The following is an 18,955-nucleotide window of genomic DNA, read 5'->3' as shown; positions in this document are numbered from 1 at the left end:
ACCCTTGCTGTTCGACATGCCTCTGGACCGGCTGCGCGACTACCGGCCGGAACCGGAGGAGCCGGCCGACTTCGACGCCTTCTGGGAGAAGACGCTCACCGAGACGGCCCGCCACGACCTGGACGCCGCGTTCGTCCCGTACGACGCCGGATTCGCGACCGTCGACGTGTTCGACGTGACGTTCCGGGGCTGGGGCGGGCAGGCGGTGAAGGCCTGGCTGCTGCTGCCGAAGACCCGTTCGGGCCCGCTGCCCGCCGTGGTGCAGTACATCGGCTACAACGGCGGCAGGGGCATTCCGTACTCCTGGCTGACCTGGAGCGCGCTCGGGTACGCGCATCTGGTGATGGACAACCGGGGCCAGGGCGGCGGCGGCAAGAACACCGCGGACACCCCGGACATCGGCCCGGACGGGCACGGCTCCTCCTCGCCCGGCTTCCTGACCCGGGGCATCGAGGACCCGTACCGCCACTACTACCGGCGGCTGATCACGGACGCGGTGCGGGCGGTGGACGCGGCGAAGGCCCATGAGGCGGTGGACGCCTCGCGGGTGGCGGTGCTCGGCGGCAGCCAGGGCGGCGGGCTGGCGCTGGCCGTCGCCGGGCTGCGGGACGACGTCGTGGCGGCCGTCGCGGATGTGCCGTTCCTCTGCCATTACCGGCGTGCCTCGCAGATCACGGACGCCGGGCCGTACGCGGAGATCGCCCGCTGGCTGTCCGGGCACCGCTTCCGGATCGACGAGGCGATGGTGACCCTGTCCTACTTCGACGGGGTCAACTTCGCGGCACGCGCCACCGCCCCGGCGTGGTTCTCGGTCGGCCTGATGGACAAGATCTGTCCCTCGTCCACGGTGTTCGCCGCGTACCACCGCTACGCGGGTCCGGCGCAGATCGAGGTGTTCACGTACAACGGGCACGAGGGCGGCGCCGAGCACGACCTGCCGCGCAAGCTCGGCGCGCTGCGGGGCGTGTTCGGCCGGTAGTGGCCCCGGTCACCGGCCCAGCGCCGCCATCGCGGCGTTGTGGCCGGGGACCCCGCTGACCCCGCCGCCGCGCACCGCGCCGGCCCCGCACAGCAGCACATTGGCGTGTGCCGTCTCCACACCCCACCGGCCGGTGGACTCCGTGGCGCAGGGGAAGGCGAGGTCCCGGTGGAAGATGTGGCCGCCGGGCAGCCGCAGATCCCGCTCCAGGTCGAGCGGGGTCTTCGCCTCGATGCACGGCTCGCCGTTCTCGTCGCGGGCCAGGCAGTCGGTGACCGGCTCGTCCAGGTGCGCGTCGAGCTGGGCGAGGGTCGCCGCCAGCAGTTCGGCCCGGGTCGCCGCGTTGTCGGCGGTGAAGAGCCGGGCGGGGGTGTGCAGGCCGAAGAGGGTGAGGGTCTGGTAGCCGCGGGCGGCGAGGTCCGGTCCGAGGATCGACGGGTCGGTCAGCGAGTGGCAGTAGATCTCGGACGGCGGGGCGGCGGGCAGCCGCCCCGCCGCGGCGTCCCGGTAGGCGTCGGCGAGCTGCCCGTACCCCTCGGCGATGTGGAACGTCCCGGCGAAGGCCTCGCGCGGATCGACGGAGCGGTCGCGCAGCCGGGGCAGCCGGGTCAGCAGCATGTTCACCTTCAGCTGCGCGCCCTCGGCCGGGGCGGGCGGTTCGTCCCCGAGGAGGGCGGCGAGCGCCTGCGGCGAGGCGTTGACCAGGACCTTGCGTGCCGCGACGACCTGTTCCGCATCGGGTGAGCGGACGGTGACCTCGGCCCGTGTTCCGTCGGTCTCGATCCGGATCGCCTCGTGCCGGACACGGATCTGTGCCCCGGCCGCGCGGGCGGACCGGGCAAGGGCGTCGGTGAGCGCGCCCATGCCGCCGACGGGAACGTCCCAGTCGCCGGTGGAGCCGCCGATGACGTGGTACAGGAAGCAGCGGTTCTGGAGCAGCGTCGGGTCGTGCGCGTCGGCGAAGGTGCCGATCAGCGCGTCGGTGAGGACGACTCCGCGTACCAGGTCGTCGGTGAAGTTCTTCTCGACGGCGACGCCGATGGGCTCCTCGAAGAGCGCCCGCCAGGCCTCCGGGTGACCGATCCGCTCACGCAGGACGTCGCGGCCGGGCAGCGGCTCGGTGAGGGTCGGGAAGACCCGTTCGGCGACGTGCCGTGTCATGCCGTAGAACCGCTGCCACGCCTCGTACTCCCGGTCGGATCCGGTGAGCGCGGCGAAGGAGTCGCGGGTGCGCTCGCCGCCGACGAGCAGGCCGGTGGCGCGGCCGCCGCGCATGGCCGGGGTGTACGAGGAAACGGTCCGCTTCCGTACGGCGAAGTCCAGTCCGAGATCGCTGACGATCTTCTGCGGGAGCAGGGACACCAGGTACGAGTAGCGCGACAGGCGGGCGTCGACCCCGTCGAAGGGGCGGGTCGACACGGCCGCTCCCCCGGTGGTGGCCAGGCGCTCCAGGACCAGGACGGACTGTCCGGCGCGGGCGAGGTAGGCGGCGGCGACCAGGCCGTTGTGGCCGCCGCCCACGATCACTGCGTCATAGCTGTCGGGTGCGGGCATGACTCTTCGTAGCACGGCACGATCGCCCCTGACCAGAGGCCGTGGCTCCCGCTCAGTGCGGCGACGCCTGCTGCCCGCCGCGCACCGCGGCGACCTGCCGGTACAGCTCGGCGGCCTCCGTCCCGCGGCCGAGCTGCTCCAGGCAGTGCGCCTCGTCGTTGCGGGCGGCGAGTGTGTCGGGGTGGCCGGGGCCCAGGAGCCGTTCGCGGGCCGCGGCGACCGTGCGGTAGACGGTGAGTGCGTCGGCCCAGCGGCCGAGCCAGCCGAGGCCGACGGCGACCTCGCGGCGGCTGACGAGGGTGTCGGGATGGTCGGGGCCCAGGACCCTTTCGCGGATCGCGCACACGTCGCGGGCCTCGGTGAGGGACTCCTCCCAGCGGGCGAGGCGACCCAGGTTGACGCCGAGGCCGTGGCGGGCGCGGAGCGTCTCGGGGTCGGCGGGGCCGCCCACCCTGGTCCGGTCCTCCACCAGGGCGCGGTAGAGCTCCAGGGCCTCCGTGCTGCGGCCCAGGCGGCCGAGGCTGATGCCGACCTCGTAGCGGGCGGCGAGTGTGTCGGGGTGGTCGGCGCCGAGCGACCTCGCCCGGGCCCGGGCGACCTCCCGGTAGGCCTGCAGGGCCTCCGTCCAGCGCCCCAGCCTGCCCAGTGTGTACGCCACCTCGTAGAGCGTGACCAGGGTGTCGGGGTGGTCGGCGCCGAGCAGCCGGCTGCGGGCCGACGCCACGTCCCTGGCCATCCGGTACGAGTCCTCCAGGCGGCCGAGCCTGCTGAGGTTGAAGGCGAGGTTGTGGCGGCACCGCAGGGTGTCGGGGTGATCGGGCCCCATCGAGCGCTCCCGGGAGGCGAGGACCTCCGCGTACGCCTGGTGGGCCTCGAAGTGCCGGCCCAGCCGGCCCAGCACGTACGCCGCCTCCTGGCGGGCGGCCAGGGTGTCCGGGTGGTCGGGGCCCAGGCTGCGCTCACGGCCACGGGCGACCCGGTCGAACTCCCGCAGGGCGTCCGAGGCGCGTCCGGTGCGGCTGAGGGTGAAACCGATCTCGTACCGGCTGGCGAGGGTGTCGGGGTGGTCGGGGCCGAGGGCGTGCTCGCGTTCGGCGGCGACCGCGCGGTGCACCTCGCCGGCCTCCTCCCAGTGTCCGAGCCGGCCCAGGTTGAGGCCCGCACTGTGCCGGCCGGCGAGGACGGACAGCAGTTCCGGCGACGGGGTGGGGCGCTCGGCCGCGACCGGTGGCAGTTCGCCGGTGAGGCCACGCCTGTCGGTGCCGGTGGTCCACTCGCCGGTGAGGCCGGCGGAGTGGTCGGGCGGGGCGAGCCCGGGGCGGGCGCCGGTCGCCTTGTGTCCGGTGGTCATGCCGTGGGTCCAGGCCGGCAGCTGCTGCCCGGGGAGCACGACGGGGACAGGAGGGGCGAGCCGTACCTGCCCGGTGGACGGCAGGTGCGGCTGCTCGCCGGTGCGGCCGACGATGATCCGCCGGCGCAGGTCGCCCGCGTCGACGGGCCGCTCCTCGGGGGTCTTGGCCAGCAGTTCCAGGACGACGCGCTCGAAGAAGCCCGGGAGTTCGGCCCGGTGGGTGCGCAGCGGCCGGGGCTGGGTGTCGCGGTGTCCGACGAGGACGGCCCAGGCGTCGTCGAGGTCGAACGGCGGTGCTCCGGTGGCGATCTCGTACAGCACACAGCCCAGGGAGTAGAGGTCGCTGCGGTGGTCGACCTGGCCGCCGCTGATCTGCTCGGGCGACATGTAGTGCGGGGTTCCCATGGCGATGCCGGTGCCGGTGAGGCGGGAGGTGAAGCCGATGTCGTGGCCCAGCCGGGCGATGCCGAAGTCGCAGATCTTCACCGTTCCGTCGGCCAGCCGCATGATGTTGGCGGGTTTGAGATCCCGGTGCACGATGCCCTGCTGGTGGGTGTAGCCGAGGGCGTCGGCGACCTGTTCGGCGATGTCGACGACATCGGGCACCGGCAGCGGATGCTGTTTGTTGTCCTCCAGGAGCTGGCTGAGGTTGCGGCCGTCGAGGAGCTCCATGACCAGGTAGAGGACGCCTTCGTGCTCGCCGAAGTCATGGACGACGGTGACGCCGCGGTGCTGGAGCGAGGCGGCGACCCGGGCCTCGCGGCGGAAGCGTTCGCGCAGGACGCGGGTGAAGGACTGGTCCTGTTGCGGCCCCATCGGCTTGAGACACTTGACGGCGACATGACGGCCGAGCGACTCGTCATGGGCGCGCCACACCTCACCCATGCCTCCGCGCCCGATCAGATCGAGCAGCCGGTACCGGCTCTGGATCAGCCTGGTGTCCGCCATCGCCTGCTGTCGCCCCCGTCGTTACGCCTGTTCCCGCGCCCTCCCCGGCCCGTCCAGTATGGCGGCCCCGCCGCGCAGTTTGTACGGGGCGGGGCGGCTGCCGGGGCCGAGCCGGGCCATCGCGTTCAGAATGTGACCGGGCGGGAGCCGCCGGCGGAGCCGGGCGGGGATGCGGCGCAGCACGTTCCCCGCGACGCGCAGGCGGCGGTCGACGGTGGGTGCCGGGCCGGCGGGTCTGCCGTAGAGCTCATGGGCGTACGGGGGCAGTGACCGGTAGGCGAGTGCCGCGACGCGCCGCCACAGCAGTGCATGCGCCGGTACGAGCAGCGGGTGGACGGGGGGCCGGCGCAGGAAGTCGTCGGCGTCCGCCGCTTCGGGGGACGCGGCGAGCCGGGGCCGCATCCGTTCGAAGCAGCCATCGCCCGGTCAGGTGTGGGGGACGACGGCGACGGGGCAGCGGGCGTGATGAATGGCTGCCTGGGCGACGGAGCCCAGGTGCGGGGCCGGGGCTGGACGGTGCTTGCGCCGGCCGACGACCAGCAGCCCGGCGCCGTGGGCGGCGCCCACGACGGCCTTGGCGGGGCTTTCGAGGACGATGCCGTCGTCCACCTCCACGTGCGGGAACCTGTCCCGCCAGGGGCCCAGGATCCGATCGAGCTTCTTCCGCGCGTCCTGGGCCATTTCGTCCGTCACGTCGTGGTCCACCCCCCAGGGTGTGTAGGCGGCCACCGGCAGGCTCTGCCCGTGGACGACCCGGAGGGGCACACCGCGCGCGGCGGCGCTGGTGAAGGCGAAGGCGAGGAGGTGGTCGCCGGGGCCCTGCAGTTTCAGCGCCACCACGACGCCGCCCTCCCCCGCCGGTGCGTGCTGCGGCCCCGGTCCGCCGGACCCGGCGCGTACCAGCACCACCGGCCCGTCGGCCCGCGCCACGACGGGCATGCTGATGTCTCCGAGGAAATAGCTCTCGACGGGGACGAGCCCGCGCGATCCGAGCACCGTCATCTCGGACTCCGAGGCCGCTTGCAGCAGCGCGTGCTCCGCGTCGTCGGCAATCAGGCTGCCGACGACGGTGAGGCCCGGATGACCCTTCTGGAGCTCCGCCCGCGCCTTGTGCACGATCCGCCGCGCCCAGTAGTTCTGGTCCATCTCCGCCGGGACATGGGCCGGCTCCGGCACCAGCAGAGGCCACGCGTGCAGCAGACGCAGCGTGAGCCTGCGCCGCTCGGCTTCGTCGGCGGCCCAGCGGGCGGCGGCAAGGCTCTCGGGTGAGCCGTCGAGGCCCACGGTGACGACTGGCTCCATGACGACTGTCTCCGTCCCGTCAGTCTCGAACAGCCTCGTGAACGCCGGAACGAGGGCGAGCGGGTCCGCCTGCCCGGCTTCTCCTCATTCGAGGAGTACCGCAATTCTCCCGGTGCCGCATGCCGGACCCTGCGCATCGTCGCGAAGCCCGTCCGGCGCTGACGCTTGACTTCGGGCAGGGTCTCCTCCGTAACGTCGTCCCATGTCGGACGAGAAGAGCCCGGGCACACCCGGGAAGCTGCCGCGCTCGCTGTACGAACGTGAGCTGTACCGGCTCCAGACCGAGCTGGTGAAGCTCCAGGAGTGGGTACGCGCCGAAGGCGCACGGCTCGTCGTGGTGTTCGAGGGACGTGACGCGGCGGGCAAGGGCAGCACGATCAAGCGCGTCACCGAGCATCTCAACCCCCGGGTGGCACGGATCGTCGCGCTGCCGCGGCCCACCGAGCGCGAGCGTGGCCAGTGGTACTTCCAGCGCTACGTCGAGCACCTTCCGGCCGCGGGGGAAATGGTCCTGCTCGACCGGAGCTGGTACAACCGCGCCGGTGTCGAGCGGGTCATGGGTTTCTGCACCATGGAGGAACACCAGCGGTTCCTGCGCCAGTGCCCGATCTTCGAGCGGATGCTGGTGGAGGACGGCATCCTGCTGCGCAAGTACTGGTTCTCGGTCAGCGACGCGGTGCAGGAGGAGCGGTTCCGGCGCAGGCTGCAGGATCCCACCCGCCGGTGGAAGCTCTCGCCGATGGACCTGGAGTCGATCACGCGCTGGGAAGCCTATTCGCGGGCGAAGGACGAGATGTTCGTCCACACCGACATCTCGGAGGCTCCGTGGTACGTCGTCGAGAGCGACGACAAGCGCCGGGCCCGGCTGAACATGATCGCCCACCTGCTGTCGACCGTGCCGTACGCGACGGTCGACCCGCCGGTGATCGAACTGCCCCCGCGGCCTCCGGCCACCGGGTACGAGCGGCCGCCGAGAGACCTCCAGACGTACGTCCCCGACCACGCGTCGCGCCTCGGGAAGTGACGGGGAACGGATCTGCGCGTCGCCGCCCCGGCGTCCATTTGGCCCCACGCGGCGCGGGAGACGATAGTGGAGGGGCCGGACGCCCCAAATGTCCGTGAACGGGCCGCCCGGCGACGCTGACACCGGGGACTACTGAGGAGGCCACCGATGATCGGTTCTCCGACTCGCATCACGACAGCCCTGCCCGCCGAGTACCGCGCCCGCCTGATGGGGACCGGGCAAGAGGTGAATTTCGCCCAGGGGACCCGTCTCTTCCAGGAGGGGGACCACGCGAACAGCTTCTGGATCCTGCGCTCGGGCACCGTCACCCTGGACATCCGTGTGCCGGGCAGCGCCCCGGTTGCGATCGAGAGCCTCGGTTCCGGTGAACTGGTCGGCTGGGCCTGGCTGTTCAAGCCCTACATCTGGCACCTCGGCGCGGAGGCGATGACACCTGTCCGTACCCATGAGTTCGACGCGGAGACCGTACGCATGATGATGGACGCGGATCCCGCCTTCGGTTCGGCCATCGGCCAGTGGGTCGGGGAGGTCCTCGCCCACCGGTTGCAGGCCACCCGGATCCGCCTGCTCGATCTCTACGCCCCTCATGGCAGCGGCGGGTTCGCGTGAGTCCGCCCGTGCGGCGGGTCATCCGGGCACGAGCACGGCGGCACCGCTGACCCGGTCGGCGGCCAGGTCGCTCAGGGCCCGGTCGGCACGGCTCAGCGGATAGGGGCTGACGGTGACCCGGATGCCGATCCGCGCGGCCGTGTCCAGGAAGTCCCGGCCGTCCTGCCGGGTGTTGGAGGTGACGCTGCGCAGATCGCGTTCCTCGAAGAGGTGGCGCCGGTAGTCGAGCACGGGGATGTCGCTGAGGTGGATGCCCGCGACGGCGAGCGTCCCCGAACGGTCCAGTGCCTCCAGCGCCACGGGCACCAGATCACCGACCGGTGCGAACAGGATCGCCGAGTCCAGTGGTTCGGGCGGGCGCCCGTACGCGCCGCCGGCGGAGGAGGCGCCCAGATCGAGGGCGAGTTCACGGGCCCGTGCCGAACGGGTCAGCACGTGCACTCTCGCCCCTTCGGCCAGGGCGACCTGCGCCGCCAGATGGGCCGAGGCCCCGAAGCCGTAGATCCCGAGCCTGCCACCGGGCGGCAGGGCGCTGCGGCGCAGAGCCCGGTAACCGATGATCCCGGCGCACAGCAGCGGTGCCAGTCGCACGGCGTCCTGGTCCTCCGGGAGCCGGTAGGCATAGTCGGCCGGTACGAGGGTGACGTCGGCGAAACCGCCGTCCGCGTCCCAGCCGGTGTAGAGGGAGGCCGGGCAGAGGTTCTCGCGACCGGCCCGGCAGTAGCGGCAGTGGCCGCAGGTGCTGCGCAGCCACGCCCCACCGGCCCGGTCACCGGCCCGGAAGCCCGTGACCCGCTCGCCGACGGCGGCCACCCGGCCGACGATCTCATGACCGGGAACGGTCGACGCCCGGTGCGGGCTCAGATCGCCCTCGGCGAGGTGCAGATCGGTACGGCAGACGCCGCACGCCTCCACCCTCAGCAGCAGTTCACCGGGCCCCGGCGAGGGCAGCGCACGCCGCACGGGGACCAGCGGGCCGTCCGCCATCGGACCAGGGCTCTCGACAGCCCATCCGGTCAGCACGTCCGAAGCCGGCTCCGGCACCATGTTCCCAGCCTGACGCCGCAGGACGAACCCGGCAAACGCTCGCCGCGGGAACGGCGCCCGGCGGCCGTTTCGCACCACGCGTCCCGCCGCGGCGCCGTCGTCCCGGACAGCCGAGGAGCGCGGCCGCGGCGATCAGGTGTGGGGTACGAGGACGACCGGGCATCGCGCGTGGTGCAGGACAGCGTGTGTCACCCGGCCGAGCGGAGAGCCGATGGGGTGGGAACGCCGGCGGGTTCCGACGACGATCATGTCGGCGTCGGCGGTCGCCGCCACCAGTGCCTCGGAGACGGACCCGGTCCGGACGGTGTGCTCGGTCACGTCGAGTTCCGGGAAGTCCTCGCGCACGGGCTCGACCAGCCGGGCCGTCCCGGCCGCGCGGTCCGCGGCGAGCCGGTCCACACCGTCGAGCATCGTCACCATGCTGCCGACGTTCTCGAGGAAGACCCATGCGTTGAGCACCCGCAGCGTGACACCTTCGCGGGCGGCCAGAGCGGCGGCGATGCGCAGCGTTTCCCCGTCGTGCTCGTCCCGTACCGCCGCCAGTACGGCACCGGCCGGTTCGCGGTCGTCACCGCTCGGCACGACGACCACCGGGACGGGGGATCGTGCGGCCACCCGGAGCGAGTCCGATCCGACCAGCAGGGAGGCGAATCCCCCGCGTCCACGGGAGCCCACGACGATCGTGGCATCGGGACCGGCTTCGCCGAGCAGGCAGGCCGTGGTCTCGTCCTCGCACAGAGCCGTCGTCACGGGGACGGCGGGAGCGAGCCGGCCTGCGAGTGCGGCGGCCTCCTCCAGCACGCCCTCGGCGAATCCGTCGATCTGCTTGATGTCCTCCGGGGAGAGGTACAGACCGCCGTGGCTGGTCCCGGTCGCGTACACGATCCGCAGCGGCCGGCCGCGGGCAGCCGCCTCGCGGGCGGCCCACCGCACGGCCCGCGTCGCCTGGCCGGATCCGTCGGTGCCGACCACGACCGGCCCTGTCACGGTCACGCTCGGTCGAGTGCTGTCCATGGTCCCTCCTCGAAGTGAGGCACTTCCTCCGTCATGATCCGGCCTCGCCGCCCCACCGCGCAGCGCGGAGCCCGCGGGCAGGGGCCGAGCGGGTCACGGAGCGGGGCCGGTCGGCCCGGGCGCCGCGCTTCCCGTGCGGTGCACGATGGAGGGGGCGGCAGCGCGCGGCACGGGCCGAGCGCCTCGCCGGGAGCGCGCATATCGTTCGGAAGGGGCGTGCGGATACACACCGCTTGCCAGGAACGGAGGTTCCATGTCGACGGCCAGAAGTCTGCTCGATGTGATCCCGCCCGAGAGCAGGGCCCGTCTGCTCGACAAGGCGTCCCGCGAAGTGCCGCTGGTTCTCGGCGCGCGGCTCTTCGAGGAGGGCAGGAGGGCCGACCGCTTCTGGGTCATCCGCTCGGGGCAGGTCGAGGTCGACCTCCATGTGCCCGGCCGCCGTGCGGCGGTCGTCGAGACACTGGGACGCGACGAGCTGCTGGGCTGGTCCTGGCTCTTCCCGCCGCATGTGTGGCACCTGGGTGCGCGGGTGATCCAGGCGGGGCAGGCCGTGGAGTTCGATGCCGCCGCCGTCCGCTCGCTGTGCGAGGCCGATGCGGCACTGGGCCGGGCGGTGTACAGGTTCGTCGCCGAGACGGTCGCGGAGCGCCTGTACGGAACACGGACCCGGCTGCTTCAGCTGTACGGCCCCCGCGCCGAGGCGCCCGAGACCTGAACGGCTGTCGTCCGCCGCGACGGGCAGCCGGCCCGGTGGTCACGGGCGAGCCATGAGCCGCGGACGCGGGGCACCTTCATCGGCGGCCCCGTGGACTACGTGCTCGGAGCTGTGCGGGGCCTGACACGGACACCGGTATCGCCCGACGAGACGTCACGACGGTCGAGGGCGCACCGTGTTGGCGGAATTCAGGGCGCTGCGGGCCCCGGCCTCGGCGCCGGCGGCCCGGGCCACCTCATCGGCAACGCTCAACTCGAAGCCCGGCCAGGGGAAATGCACCCCTTGGCCGACAGCGGAGAGGTTCGCCCATGAGGTCACGGTCCTGGCTGAGAGCTCGCCGACCCATCTGCCGTCGATCGAGTTCACGAAGCTCGGGCACCTGACGATCACAGCGACTTCCCGGTCCACGCCGTAGTTCGGAGAGTCGGCGACGAAGCCGAGGATGTCACCCCGGCGGACGGTGACCCATCAGTCTCCGGCGCGGGGCGACGGGTGAACGGACATCGGAGCGGAATACCCCCTTCCGCAGCGTGCCCCCGATCGGCCGAGGTTGCCGGGGTCGCCGTCCTCTCCTCTGGCACGGGGCGATCCTGCCGAACGCGTGCACCCGTCGAGTCCGCTCTTCGGTGAGCGGGCGGCGTTCGCCGGCCATGGAGTGGGCCCCACACGGGCCGCGCGTGACCGGATGTCTCCGGCACCTGACCGGCGAACAGAGCGGGGCGCGGCCGGTGGTGACGAAGGGCTGACCTCGCCGTCCACCGGGAGCAGTAGATTAGGCATACCTTAGAGGGTCCGCAGAATTCACCTGCAGCACTGTGGTCGCCCCCGGCGTGGGGGCAAGTGGGACGAAGCATGCCGCTCGGGTGCGCGAGGACAGGAGAAGGATGTTGGGCAAAGGCGCGGACGCAAGACGTCCGCACGGTGAACTCGTGGCGGACGTGCTGGCCGTGCTGTGGCAGTCGGGCAGGCCAATGACCGCACGGGAGGTGAACGCGACGGTGGGCAGAGGCCTGGCCCGGACCACGACTGCCACCATCCTGGTCCGTCTGTACGAGAAGGGCACCCTGCGCCGCGTCCCGGCGGGGCGCGGTTTCGCCTATGAGCCTGTGGTCGACTCGCCTGGGCTCGTCGCCGGCCGGATGCGCCGCGAGCTGGAGAGCGAGCCGCAGCGGGACCTGGTGCTGAAGCGGTTCGTGTCGGCCCTGTCCGAGGACGACGAGGAGATACTCCGGCGTCTTCTTCTTGAGGCCGAGGAAGACTCTGCGTGACGTACGTGCTGTTCCTGATCGTCCTGACACTAGCGATTCCGTGGGGCGGTGCGGTCGTTGCCGGGCGTCTCGCCGACATGCTGCCGCCCCGCTGGGCGTGCTGGGTACTGGCGGGTGCATCGATCGCGCTGGCCGGCGGGACGGTCTCCGCATTGATCGGCCTGTTCCATGTGCCGTTTCTCGCCTCGCTGGAGCGTCTTTCTCTGGCACGTGTGCTGGAGGTGTGGCCGGCAGCGGTTCCGGTCGCCTGCGCGGCCGGAGCAGTGATGCTGGTGCAGTTGGTGCTGCTGGTGCGGCGCTGGTCCCAGTACCGTTCGCTGCTGCGACGCGCGTGGCTGGTGGCGGACGAGGGCACAGGGGACGGGGATCTACTGGTGATTCCGGGAACTGATGTGGATGCCTTCGCACTTCCCGGCTACCGGGGGCGCCGGGGACGGGTCGTGGTGACGTCCGGGACGGTGCGGACGCTGAAGGCGAGCGAGCGCGAGGTGCTCCTGGCTCACGAGCGGGCACACCTGGCCGGACGTCATCATCTGCTGTCGGCGCTGGCCGATCTGGCCGCTGTGATCCATCCCGCGCTCGGAAGCCTGCGGGAGGCGATGGTCTTTCACCTGGAGCGCTGGGCGGACGAGGATGCGGCCGCGGTTGTGGGTGACCGGCGGCTGGCGGCTGCGGCAATCGCCCGGGCAGCGCTGGCGGGGGCGCCACGTGGCCGTGTCAGCGGGTATCCGCTGCTGTCGGCGACGAGCGGGCCCGTGCCGCTGCGTGTCGAGGCTCTCCTCCTGCCCGGGCCAGTGGCCCCGCGCGGTGGTGCCCGCCTGGCCGGCGTCGTCGCCCTGGCGGGGACGGTGGCCGTCGCGGCGGTGGCGGTTCTCGCACTGGCTTACGGGCTGCACGAGTACGTGGAGTACGCGGCACGGCAGCTGCTCGGGACGCCGTCCGGCTGCTCCGGGCTGTGGAGCGCGGTGCACGCTTTGTTCGGGTCCGGTGCGGCCTAGCGGTCGTGGCCCCTTCACCGGTCGTGTCCTGGACACCGGCCTGGTGAAGGGGCTTTTTGCTGCCCGTGCGGTATCAGGCGGTCGTGGGGGCGGGCTCCAGCCCGGTGGCGGCGGCGAGCGCGGTGTTGTAGCGGCGCAGCAGGAGCAGTGCCGTGGCGGCGAGGCCGGTGAGGAGGCCGAGCCAGATGCCGAGGGTGTCGAGGCCGAGGGCGTAGGCGAGGAGCCAGGTGGCGGGCAGGCCGATGGCCCAGTAGCCGATGAGGGTGATGCGGAAGCCGCTCCTGGTGTCGTCGAGGCCGCGCAGGAGGCCGACGCCGATGTTCTGGGTGCAGTCGAAGAACTGCAGGAAGGCAGTGACGATCAGCAGGTGCGTGGCGATGGTGAGGGCCTGGTCGGAGCCGCTGTCGAGGAAGGGCGCCAGGACGATTCCGGGCAGGGTGAGGTAGACGGTTCCGACGACGGTCATGACGGCGGCCGCGCAGGCCAGGGCGGTGTTCTTGATCCGGCGGGCGGCGGCACGGTTACCGAGGGCGAGTTCGCGGCTGACATTGATGGACGCGGCGTGGGAGAGGCCGACCGCGACCTGGAAGACGATGTAGACGAGCTGGTTGACGGCGGTGTGGGCGGCGAGGGCGTCGGGTCCGAAGGACCCGGCCATGAGAGCGGTGACGGAGAAGAATCCGGCTTCGGATCCGTAGGTGGCGGCGATGGGGACGCCGAGGCCGAGGAGCCGTTTCACGGTGGCGGCGTCGGTGCGTGCGATGTCGAGCGTGAGGAAGGGCGCGAGCTGGGTGTCCTTCTTCGCGGCGAGGTAGAGGGCCAGGAAGGACAGCAGGTAGACGGTGGAGGTGGCGGTGCCGACACCGGTGAGGCCGAGGCGGGGCAGGCCGAAGGTGCCGTGGATGAGGATCCAGTTCAGGGCTGTGTTGACGGCGATGGAGGCGAGGGTGATGTGCAGGAGTGCCTGGGGGCGCCGCATGCCGACGGTGAACTGGCGGATGGCCTGGAACCACAAGCAGGGCAGCAGGCCGGGGGCGAGGGCGTAGATCATCGTCTTCGTGAGGTCGACGACGGCGGCGTCCTGGCCGAGCCAGGTCAGCGTGTGCCCGATGAGGATCATGATGAGCGCGCCGGCGAGGCCGGCGAGGGTGGCGACGGCCAGGCCGGCGCGGACGATGGTCCGGACCTCGTGGTGTGCTGTCTCCTCCAGGTTTCCGTCGCCACCGGTGCCGGCGCTCTCGGCGCGGGCGGCCGCGGCGGCGATCTGGTTGCCGACGGAGGTGATCAGGCCGACACCCATGGTGCGGATCTGGTTGAAGATGACGATGGCGAGGCCGCCGGCCGCGAGTTCTGTGGTGCCGAGCAGGCCCATCATCACAGTGTCGGTGGTCGTCAGGGCGACCTGTGCGAGCTGGGTGAGGATGAGCGGGACGGCGAGGGTGGCAAGGGCGCGGCTGTCGCGGAGGAGGGTGGTCAGCATCAGGGGTTACCGGTTCCTGCGGAGCTTGGTGAGGTGTTCGTCCACTTCGCGTTCGACCTCGGGGCTGAGGAGATTGCGTTCGGTCATCCAGTCGTCGTTGAAGACGGTGTCCATGTACTTCTCCCCTCCGTCGTTGATCAGCGCGACCATAGTGGTACCGGGCGGCATCGAGGGCAGGCGGGTCAGGGCTTCGTAGACGACGCCGCCGGCGGAGCCGCCGATGAGCAGTCCGGTCCTGGCGACGGCGCGGCAGGTGGCGAAGGCCTCGATGTCGCCGACCTTGACGCCTTCGTCGATGAGGTCGAAGTCGACCAGGGCACCGATCTCGGCGCCTTCGGGAGTGCCGGTGCCGGACTGGTAGTAGTCGTGGGCGGGGCCACCGAAGGCGATCGATCCTCTGGGTTCGACGCCGATGGTGGTGAACCCGGGTACGAGCGTGCGCAGTTCCTGGCCGGTGCCGCACAGGCCGCCGCCGGTGCCGACGGCGGCGATGAGGATGTCGATCCTGCCGTCGAGGGCTTCGGCGAGTTCGTGGGCGACGGGGAAGTAGCCGACGCCGTTGGCGGGGTTGTTGTGCTGTTCGGTGAAGATGACGTTGTCCTGGCCGCGGGCCATGTCCTCGGCGAGTTCCTCGCGGGCGGCGGTGTGGAGCTCTTCGCCGTCGTTGCCGACCTCGACGTGGACGAGTTCGGTGCCCAGCGCCTTCATGGCGCGGAGCTTGTCGGCGGCGGCGTGGTTGTCGACGACGGCCGTGAAGGTGTAGCCGCGTTCGGCGGCGATGACGGACAGGCCGAGGCCGGTGTTGCCGGAGGTGGATTCGATGATCCGGCCGCCGGGGCGCAGGTCGCCTGCGGCTTCGGCGGCGTCGATCATGGCGCGGGCCATGCGGATCTTCGCGGTGCCGGTGGGGTTGAACATCTCCAGCTTCAGCAGCAGGCGGCTGCCGGTCTCGGTGGCGGCGAGCTCCAGCAGGGGGGTGTAGCCGATCAGGTCGGAGATTCGGGTGACGACGGCGGGACGTTGGAGGGCTCCGGACATCAGGGGCTCCTGGTAACGGCGGGGCGTGCGGGCGTGGTTCAGCTGAAGTGGCGGTCGAGGCGCCAGCGCGGCCGGGGCTCTTCGGTGCGGTCGACGACGACCTTGGGAGGCAGTGGCAGGTCGTGGAAGGGGGACTCGTTGGAGTCCATCTGATAGCCGGCCGTGTTCGGGTAGAGCAGCAGATCACCGGGTTTCGGCGGGTACGGGAAGGCTGCCTTGCGCCAGGTGAGCATGTCCGATTCGAGACAGGTGGCGGCGCCCACGCTCGCCGGATACACCCCGGGGGCTGTGACGGGGGCGTGGGGAATCAACTGCGGATCGGGGAGGTACTCGCTGTTGAACCACTGCTCGGACAGGCTCAGGCTGGTGCCGTCGACCGTCACGATCCGGTAGCCGTCGCGCTCCTTGACTCCCTGGATGCGGAACACGGTGGCGCCGGCCCGGTCGAGCAGGGCCCGGCCGGGTTCGAGCAGGAGCTTGATCCCGGCGTTCTTGATCAGTTCTGCCAGGCTGCGGTCCGCTCCCTTCGGGTGGGTCGCGAGGAGAGCGGTGAGGGCTTCGGAGCCGGCGACGGGCGAGTGGTAGGGATAGAAGTCGCCGGTACGGAACGTTTTGCGCGCGTGGTAGTGGGCGGGGTTCTGGGCGGCGAGGAAGGCGTGCCAGCTGTCGGCGTCGGTGTAGTTGACGGGCAGCCCGCCGCCGATGGAGATCCGTCCGGCTTCCAGGCCCTGGAGCCGGGCGGTGAGGCAGAGGTCCACCAGACGGGCGGCGAGGTCGGCGCGGGGCTGGAGGGCGTAGCCGGACAGGTGGAAGCTGAAGCCGTCCATCCGGATCGCGTCACCGGCGTCCAGGCAGCGTTCGAGGGCGGTGGCCAGTTCGGTGTCGTCCAGCCCGAATCGGGAGTGGGACCGGCTGTCGGGAAGTACGCGCAGGAGCACGCGGGCGGGCCGGAAGCGGCCGGCCCGCGCCACGGCGATCATCTGGTCGAGTTCGTCCAGGGCATCCACGGCGATGGTGGCACCGTGGGTACCGGCCAGGTGCAGCAGGAGACGGTCCTTGGCCGGCCCGGTGACCATGAGGTGTTCGCCCCGTACGCCGTGGCCGAGCGCTTCGCGCAGTTCGGCGGCGGAGGCGACGTCCACGCCGGCGCCGCCTGCGGAGGCGCGCTCGACGAAGACAGCGGCCTTGTTGGCCTTCTTCGCGAAGTACACGAAACCGTCCACGTCGGCCTCGGTGAGGGCCGCCTGCATGGCGGTGAGGTTGGCGGTGAAGGCGTCGGGCAGCAGGAAGTGGAACGGTCCGCCGAAGGCGTGGGCGAGTTCGGCGGCGAGCCCGCCGGCGACGACGGCGTCGGTGGCTGGATCAGGAAGGGCCGGGAGCGTCGGCCAGGAGGTCACGTCCACAGGGATATCTCCGTGCCGAGGTTCTGGGCGGCGGCGAGCTGGGCGAAGCGGTGTCCCAGAGCGATGTCGGTGACGACGAGGCCGCTGTTGTAGGCGAAGATCCGCTGCTCGGGTGAGGTACGGGCCTTGGAGGCGTCCGAGATGATGACCGGCAGTTCCAGGTCGACGGGCGGGAAGCTGCCGTCGGCAGCGGCCATGTCGGTGCCGGTCACGCGCATCTGGGCCTCGCTGGTGGCGATGACCCGGTCGGCGCGGTGCAGGGTGGAGGGGGCCAGGCCGTGGCCGACGAGGATCGACGTCGCGCCGGGCTTGAGGGCCTCGGCCTCGATGGCGGCGGGGGTGTGGGCGCCGGCGGTGGCGACGATGACGTCGGCGTCCCGGGCGGCGCGGCTGAGGTCGGTGACCAGTTCGATGTCGCGGCCGGGGAAGTGGTGGGCGAGTTCGGCGCGGACCGCGTCGATGCCGTCGGGGTGGGTGCCGGACAGGAGCAGCCGTTCCAGGCCCGGCAGGGTGGTCAGCAGGAACGGCAGGGCGAGGCGGCCCTGGGTGCCGGTGCCGATCACGAGCGCGGTGGTGGCGCCGGGTGCGGCGCACTCGCGGGCCAGGAGCGCGGAGACGGCCGGGGTGCGCAGGGACCCGATGCGCGAGCAGTCCATCATCGCGACCGGCAGGCCGGTGACGTCGTCGTAGATGGTCAGGGTCGTGTAGTAGTGCTGCTTGTCACGGCTCTCGTGCAGGCCGTGCTTGTACGAGGTCTTGACGGCGACGACCTCCCGGGCGCCGTCGCGGCCGAGCATGGCGTAGGAGACGGAGTGGCCGTCGGCCGGCTTGACGGTGAGTTTGCGCGGGTTGTCGGACTGGCCTGCGGCAAGGGTGCGGTAGGCATGTTCGACGGTGTCGACGACATCGGCGAGGCTGATTTCCAGGCCGGCCAGGTCGCTGGTGGACAGTACGCGCAGAGCGGTGTCGTTCCGGTCCATGAGGAGTCCTTTCGAAGTGGCGGAGCAACGGCGGTGAGGGACGGTCAGGAGGCCCAGGCGGTGAGGGCGGCCTGGCCGTAGCCGTGCTCGTCGTCCTCGGCAGCCGGGCGGGTGGGCCGGCCCTCGACGCGGACCGAGGCCCGCTTGAGCCAGCGGTCGGTGCCGTCGTAGCGGGCCTTGAAGGGCACGCGGCCGTGGACGACGACGTCGTTGTCGACGACCAGAACATCGCCCGGCTCCAGGCTGACCGCGACCGAGACCCGGGCGAGTTCGTCCTCCAGGCGCCGGTATGCCTCCTGCCATGTGCCGTCGGCGTCCTCGATCGGGGTGTAGGCGGGGTCGAAGCGCAGGGTCAGACCGGTGCCGCTGCCGGAGAGAGCCGGCACGGGGGCGGTCCGGCCGGTGAACTGCTGGGCCTGCTCGTAGGCGTCGTCGGGCAGGATCGGCACGACCGGGCGCTTCAGCTGCGCGATGTCCTCATCCGCGAGCCCGGCCAGGCGGATGCTGGCCGCGGTGGTGGCGATCCGGTCGTGGTTGCGCATGCAGCACAGCAGGAGAAGGTGTGCCCGGCCGGGGTGGAAGGCGTCCTCGGTGTGCGGGGTGAGCAGGACGGAGCTGGACGCGCCGGTCTGCTCGCTCTCGTACCCGGGCGAGGGAACGATGTTGTGGACGAAGCGGCCGTCCTGCTGGCCGTCCCAGGCGATCGGTGTGCCCATCAGGGCGGAGACGAGCAGCAGGACGACGTCCCACGAGGCACCTGCGCCGCCGACGGTCGACCAGTGACCGGGGGTGGGCCCGATCTCGGCGTCGTCGAGGCCCAGGCCGCGCAGGACGAACAGGCCGTCGGCGGTGTCCACGGGCCTCAGTGCGCTGCGGACGTCTTCGCCGAGCGCGGCGCATGCCTCGGGAAGCACAGCAAGGAGTTCAGGCGCCGTGGCGGAGCCGTGCTCGGCGAGCAGCTCGGCTGCGACGGTGGTCAGTTCGGCTGCTGCTGCGGCGTCGAGCGAGCGTACCGGGGCAGGGCAGATGGGCACGGTGGCACCTTCCAGGGCAGGACGGGGCGAGCGCGGGCGTGCGGCATGGCCGCACCGGCTCGTGGACGGCGCGGGAACGCGAAGGGTGGTGGTGTCCGGGAAGGATCGGGGCGCTGCCGGACAGCAGGAACGTAGCCCCGCCAATCAGGTAAGGCAACCCTAAACGAGAAGTTCGACTACATCAACGTAGTCTGATTTTGGCCACGTTCAG

General features: G+C 71.7%; 17 protein-coding genes and 1 pseudogene. 6 read left to right on the top strand and 12 right to left on the bottom strand.

Translation table 11 applies throughout. From position 1 onward, the window contains the following. Window positions 1-4: 4 nt before the first annotated feature. The gene (locus AB0D53_RS02720) at window positions 5-979 is read left to right on the top strand and encodes an alpha/beta fold hydrolase (protein WP_362439020.1); all 975 of its coding nucleotides are present in this window, start codon (window positions 5-7) and stop codon (window positions 977-979) included. A 9-nt stretch (window positions 980-988) separates the two neighbouring features. On the opposite strand, the gene AB0D53_RS02715 is transcribed toward AB0D53_RS02720, so the two are convergent. The 4 genes and pseudogenes from AB0D53_RS02715 to AB0D53_RS02700 form a co-directional block, all read right to left on the bottom strand. Beyond that, window positions 989-2,533, bottom strand: coding sequence for an NAD(P)/FAD-dependent oxidoreductase (locus AB0D53_RS02715; protein WP_362439017.1), 1,545 nt, complete (start codon window positions 2,531-2,533; stop codon window positions 989-991). 52 nt (window positions 2,534-2,585) lie between these two features. Next, window positions 2,586-4,832, bottom strand: coding sequence for a serine/threonine-protein kinase (locus tag AB0D53_RS02710; RefSeq protein WP_362439014.1), 2,247 nt, complete (start codon window positions 4,830-4,832; stop codon window positions 2,586-2,588). A 21-nt stretch (window positions 4,833-4,853) separates the two neighbouring features. Continuing rightward, window positions 4,854-5,243 (bottom strand): annotated as a pseudogene (locus tag AB0D53_RS02705) (oxygenase MpaB family protein); the annotation flags it as partial. Between the two features lie 15 nt (window positions 5,244-5,258). Continuing rightward, window positions 5,259-6,134, bottom strand: coding sequence for a universal stress protein (locus AB0D53_RS02700; protein WP_362439011.1), 876 nt, complete (start codon window positions 6,132-6,134; stop codon window positions 5,259-5,261). A gap of 202 nt (window positions 6,135-6,336) precedes the next feature. Here AB0D53_RS02700 and ppk2 point away from each other — a divergent pair, with 202 nt between their 5' ends. Beyond that, on the top strand, window positions 6,337-7,158 hold the full coding sequence (gene ppk2 / locus AB0D53_RS02695; protein WP_362439008.1) for a polyphosphate kinase 2: 822 nt from the start codon (window positions 6,337-6,339) through the stop codon (window positions 7,156-7,158). A 147-nt stretch (window positions 7,159-7,305) separates the two neighbouring features. After that, the gene (locus AB0D53_RS02690) at window positions 7,306-7,767 is read left to right on the top strand and encodes a cyclic nucleotide-binding domain-containing protein (protein ID WP_362439005.1); all 462 of its coding nucleotides are present in this window, start codon (window positions 7,306-7,308) and stop codon (window positions 7,765-7,767) included. Between the two features lie 18 nt (window positions 7,768-7,785). Here AB0D53_RS02690 and AB0D53_RS02685 read toward each other — a convergent pair whose 3' ends face one another. Beyond that, window positions 7,786-8,814, bottom strand: coding sequence for a zinc-dependent alcohol dehydrogenase family protein (locus AB0D53_RS02685; RefSeq protein ID WP_362439002.1), 1,029 nt, complete (start codon window positions 8,812-8,814; stop codon window positions 7,786-7,788). A 132-nt stretch (window positions 8,815-8,946) separates the two neighbouring features. Continuing rightward, window positions 8,947-9,828 (bottom strand): universal stress protein, encoded by an 882-nt coding sequence (locus AB0D53_RS02680; RefSeq protein WP_362438999.1) that lies wholly within the window; start codon window positions 9,826-9,828, stop codon window positions 8,947-8,949. A 253-nt stretch (window positions 9,829-10,081) separates the two neighbouring features. On the opposite strand from AB0D53_RS02680, the gene AB0D53_RS02675 reads away from it, so the two are divergent. Then, entirely contained in the window at window positions 10,082-10,543 is a 462-nt protein-coding gene (locus AB0D53_RS02675) for a cyclic nucleotide-binding domain-containing protein (RefSeq protein WP_362438996.1), read from the top strand. Between the two features lie 153 nt (window positions 10,544-10,696). Here the strand turns inward: AB0D53_RS02675 and AB0D53_RS02670 are convergent, their stop codons facing one another. Beyond that, window positions 10,697-10,909 carry a hypothetical protein gene (locus tag AB0D53_RS02670; RefSeq protein ID WP_362438993.1) on the bottom strand — a complete coding sequence of 71 codons (213 nt, stop codon included), beginning with the start codon at window positions 10,907-10,909 and terminating at the stop codon, window positions 10,697-10,699. A gap of 518 nt (window positions 10,910-11,427) precedes the next feature. Here AB0D53_RS02670 and AB0D53_RS02665 point away from each other — a divergent pair. Then, window positions 11,428-11,811 (top strand): BlaI/MecI/CopY family transcriptional regulator, encoded by a 384-nt coding sequence (locus AB0D53_RS02665; RefSeq protein WP_362438990.1) that lies wholly within the window; start codon window positions 11,428-11,430, stop codon window positions 11,809-11,811. Further along, window positions 11,808-12,809: a M48 family metalloprotease gene (locus tag AB0D53_RS02660; RefSeq protein ID WP_362438987.1), complete on the top strand. Its 1,002-nt coding sequence runs from the start codon at window positions 11,808-11,810 to the stop codon at window positions 12,807-12,809. The genes AB0D53_RS02665 and AB0D53_RS02660 overlap by 4 nt, the downstream gene beginning before the upstream one ends. Before the next feature lie 73 nt (window positions 12,810-12,882). Here the strand turns inward: AB0D53_RS02660 and AB0D53_RS02655 are convergent, their stop codons facing one another. From AB0D53_RS02655 to AB0D53_RS02635, 5 genes are read right to left on the bottom strand one after another with little or no spacing between them, the layout of a single operon-like run. Further along, the gene (locus tag AB0D53_RS02655) at window positions 12,883-14,289 is read right to left on the bottom strand and encodes an MATE family efflux transporter (protein WP_362438984.1); all 1,407 of its coding nucleotides are present in this window, start codon (window positions 14,287-14,289) and stop codon (window positions 12,883-12,885) included. A 6-nt stretch (window positions 14,290-14,295) separates the two neighbouring features. Next, on the bottom strand, window positions 14,296-15,327 hold the full coding sequence (locus tag AB0D53_RS02650) for a cysteine synthase family protein (protein ID WP_362438981.1): 1,032 nt from the start codon (window positions 15,325-15,327) through the stop codon (window positions 14,296-14,298). Between the two features lie 38 nt (window positions 15,328-15,365). Then, window positions 15,366-16,730 (bottom strand): Y4yA family PLP-dependent enzyme, encoded by a 1,365-nt coding sequence (locus tag AB0D53_RS02645; protein ID WP_362438978.1) that lies wholly within the window; start codon window positions 16,728-16,730, stop codon window positions 15,366-15,368. Further along, window positions 16,721-17,710 (bottom strand): ornithine cyclodeaminase family protein, encoded by a 990-nt coding sequence (locus AB0D53_RS02640; protein WP_362438975.1) that lies wholly within the window; start codon window positions 17,708-17,710, stop codon window positions 16,721-16,723. The genes AB0D53_RS02645 and AB0D53_RS02640 overlap by 10 nt, the downstream gene beginning before the upstream one ends. 44 nt (window positions 17,711-17,754) lie before the next feature. Further along, on the bottom strand, window positions 17,755-18,744 hold the full coding sequence (locus tag AB0D53_RS02635) for a TauD/TfdA family dioxygenase (protein WP_362438972.1): 990 nt from the start codon (window positions 18,742-18,744) through the stop codon (window positions 17,755-17,757). Window positions 18,745-18,955: the final 211 nt, after the last annotated feature.

Origin of the sequence: Streptomyces sp. NPDC048295 (assembly GCF_040652135.1) — a bacterium.
In the GTDB taxonomy this organism is placed as follows: Bacteria; Actinomycetota; Actinomycetes; order Streptomycetales; family Streptomycetaceae; genus Streptomyces.
The sequence above is the reverse complement of the archived record's forward strand: the minus strand, read 5'-3'. Positions and strand labels throughout refer to the sequence as shown.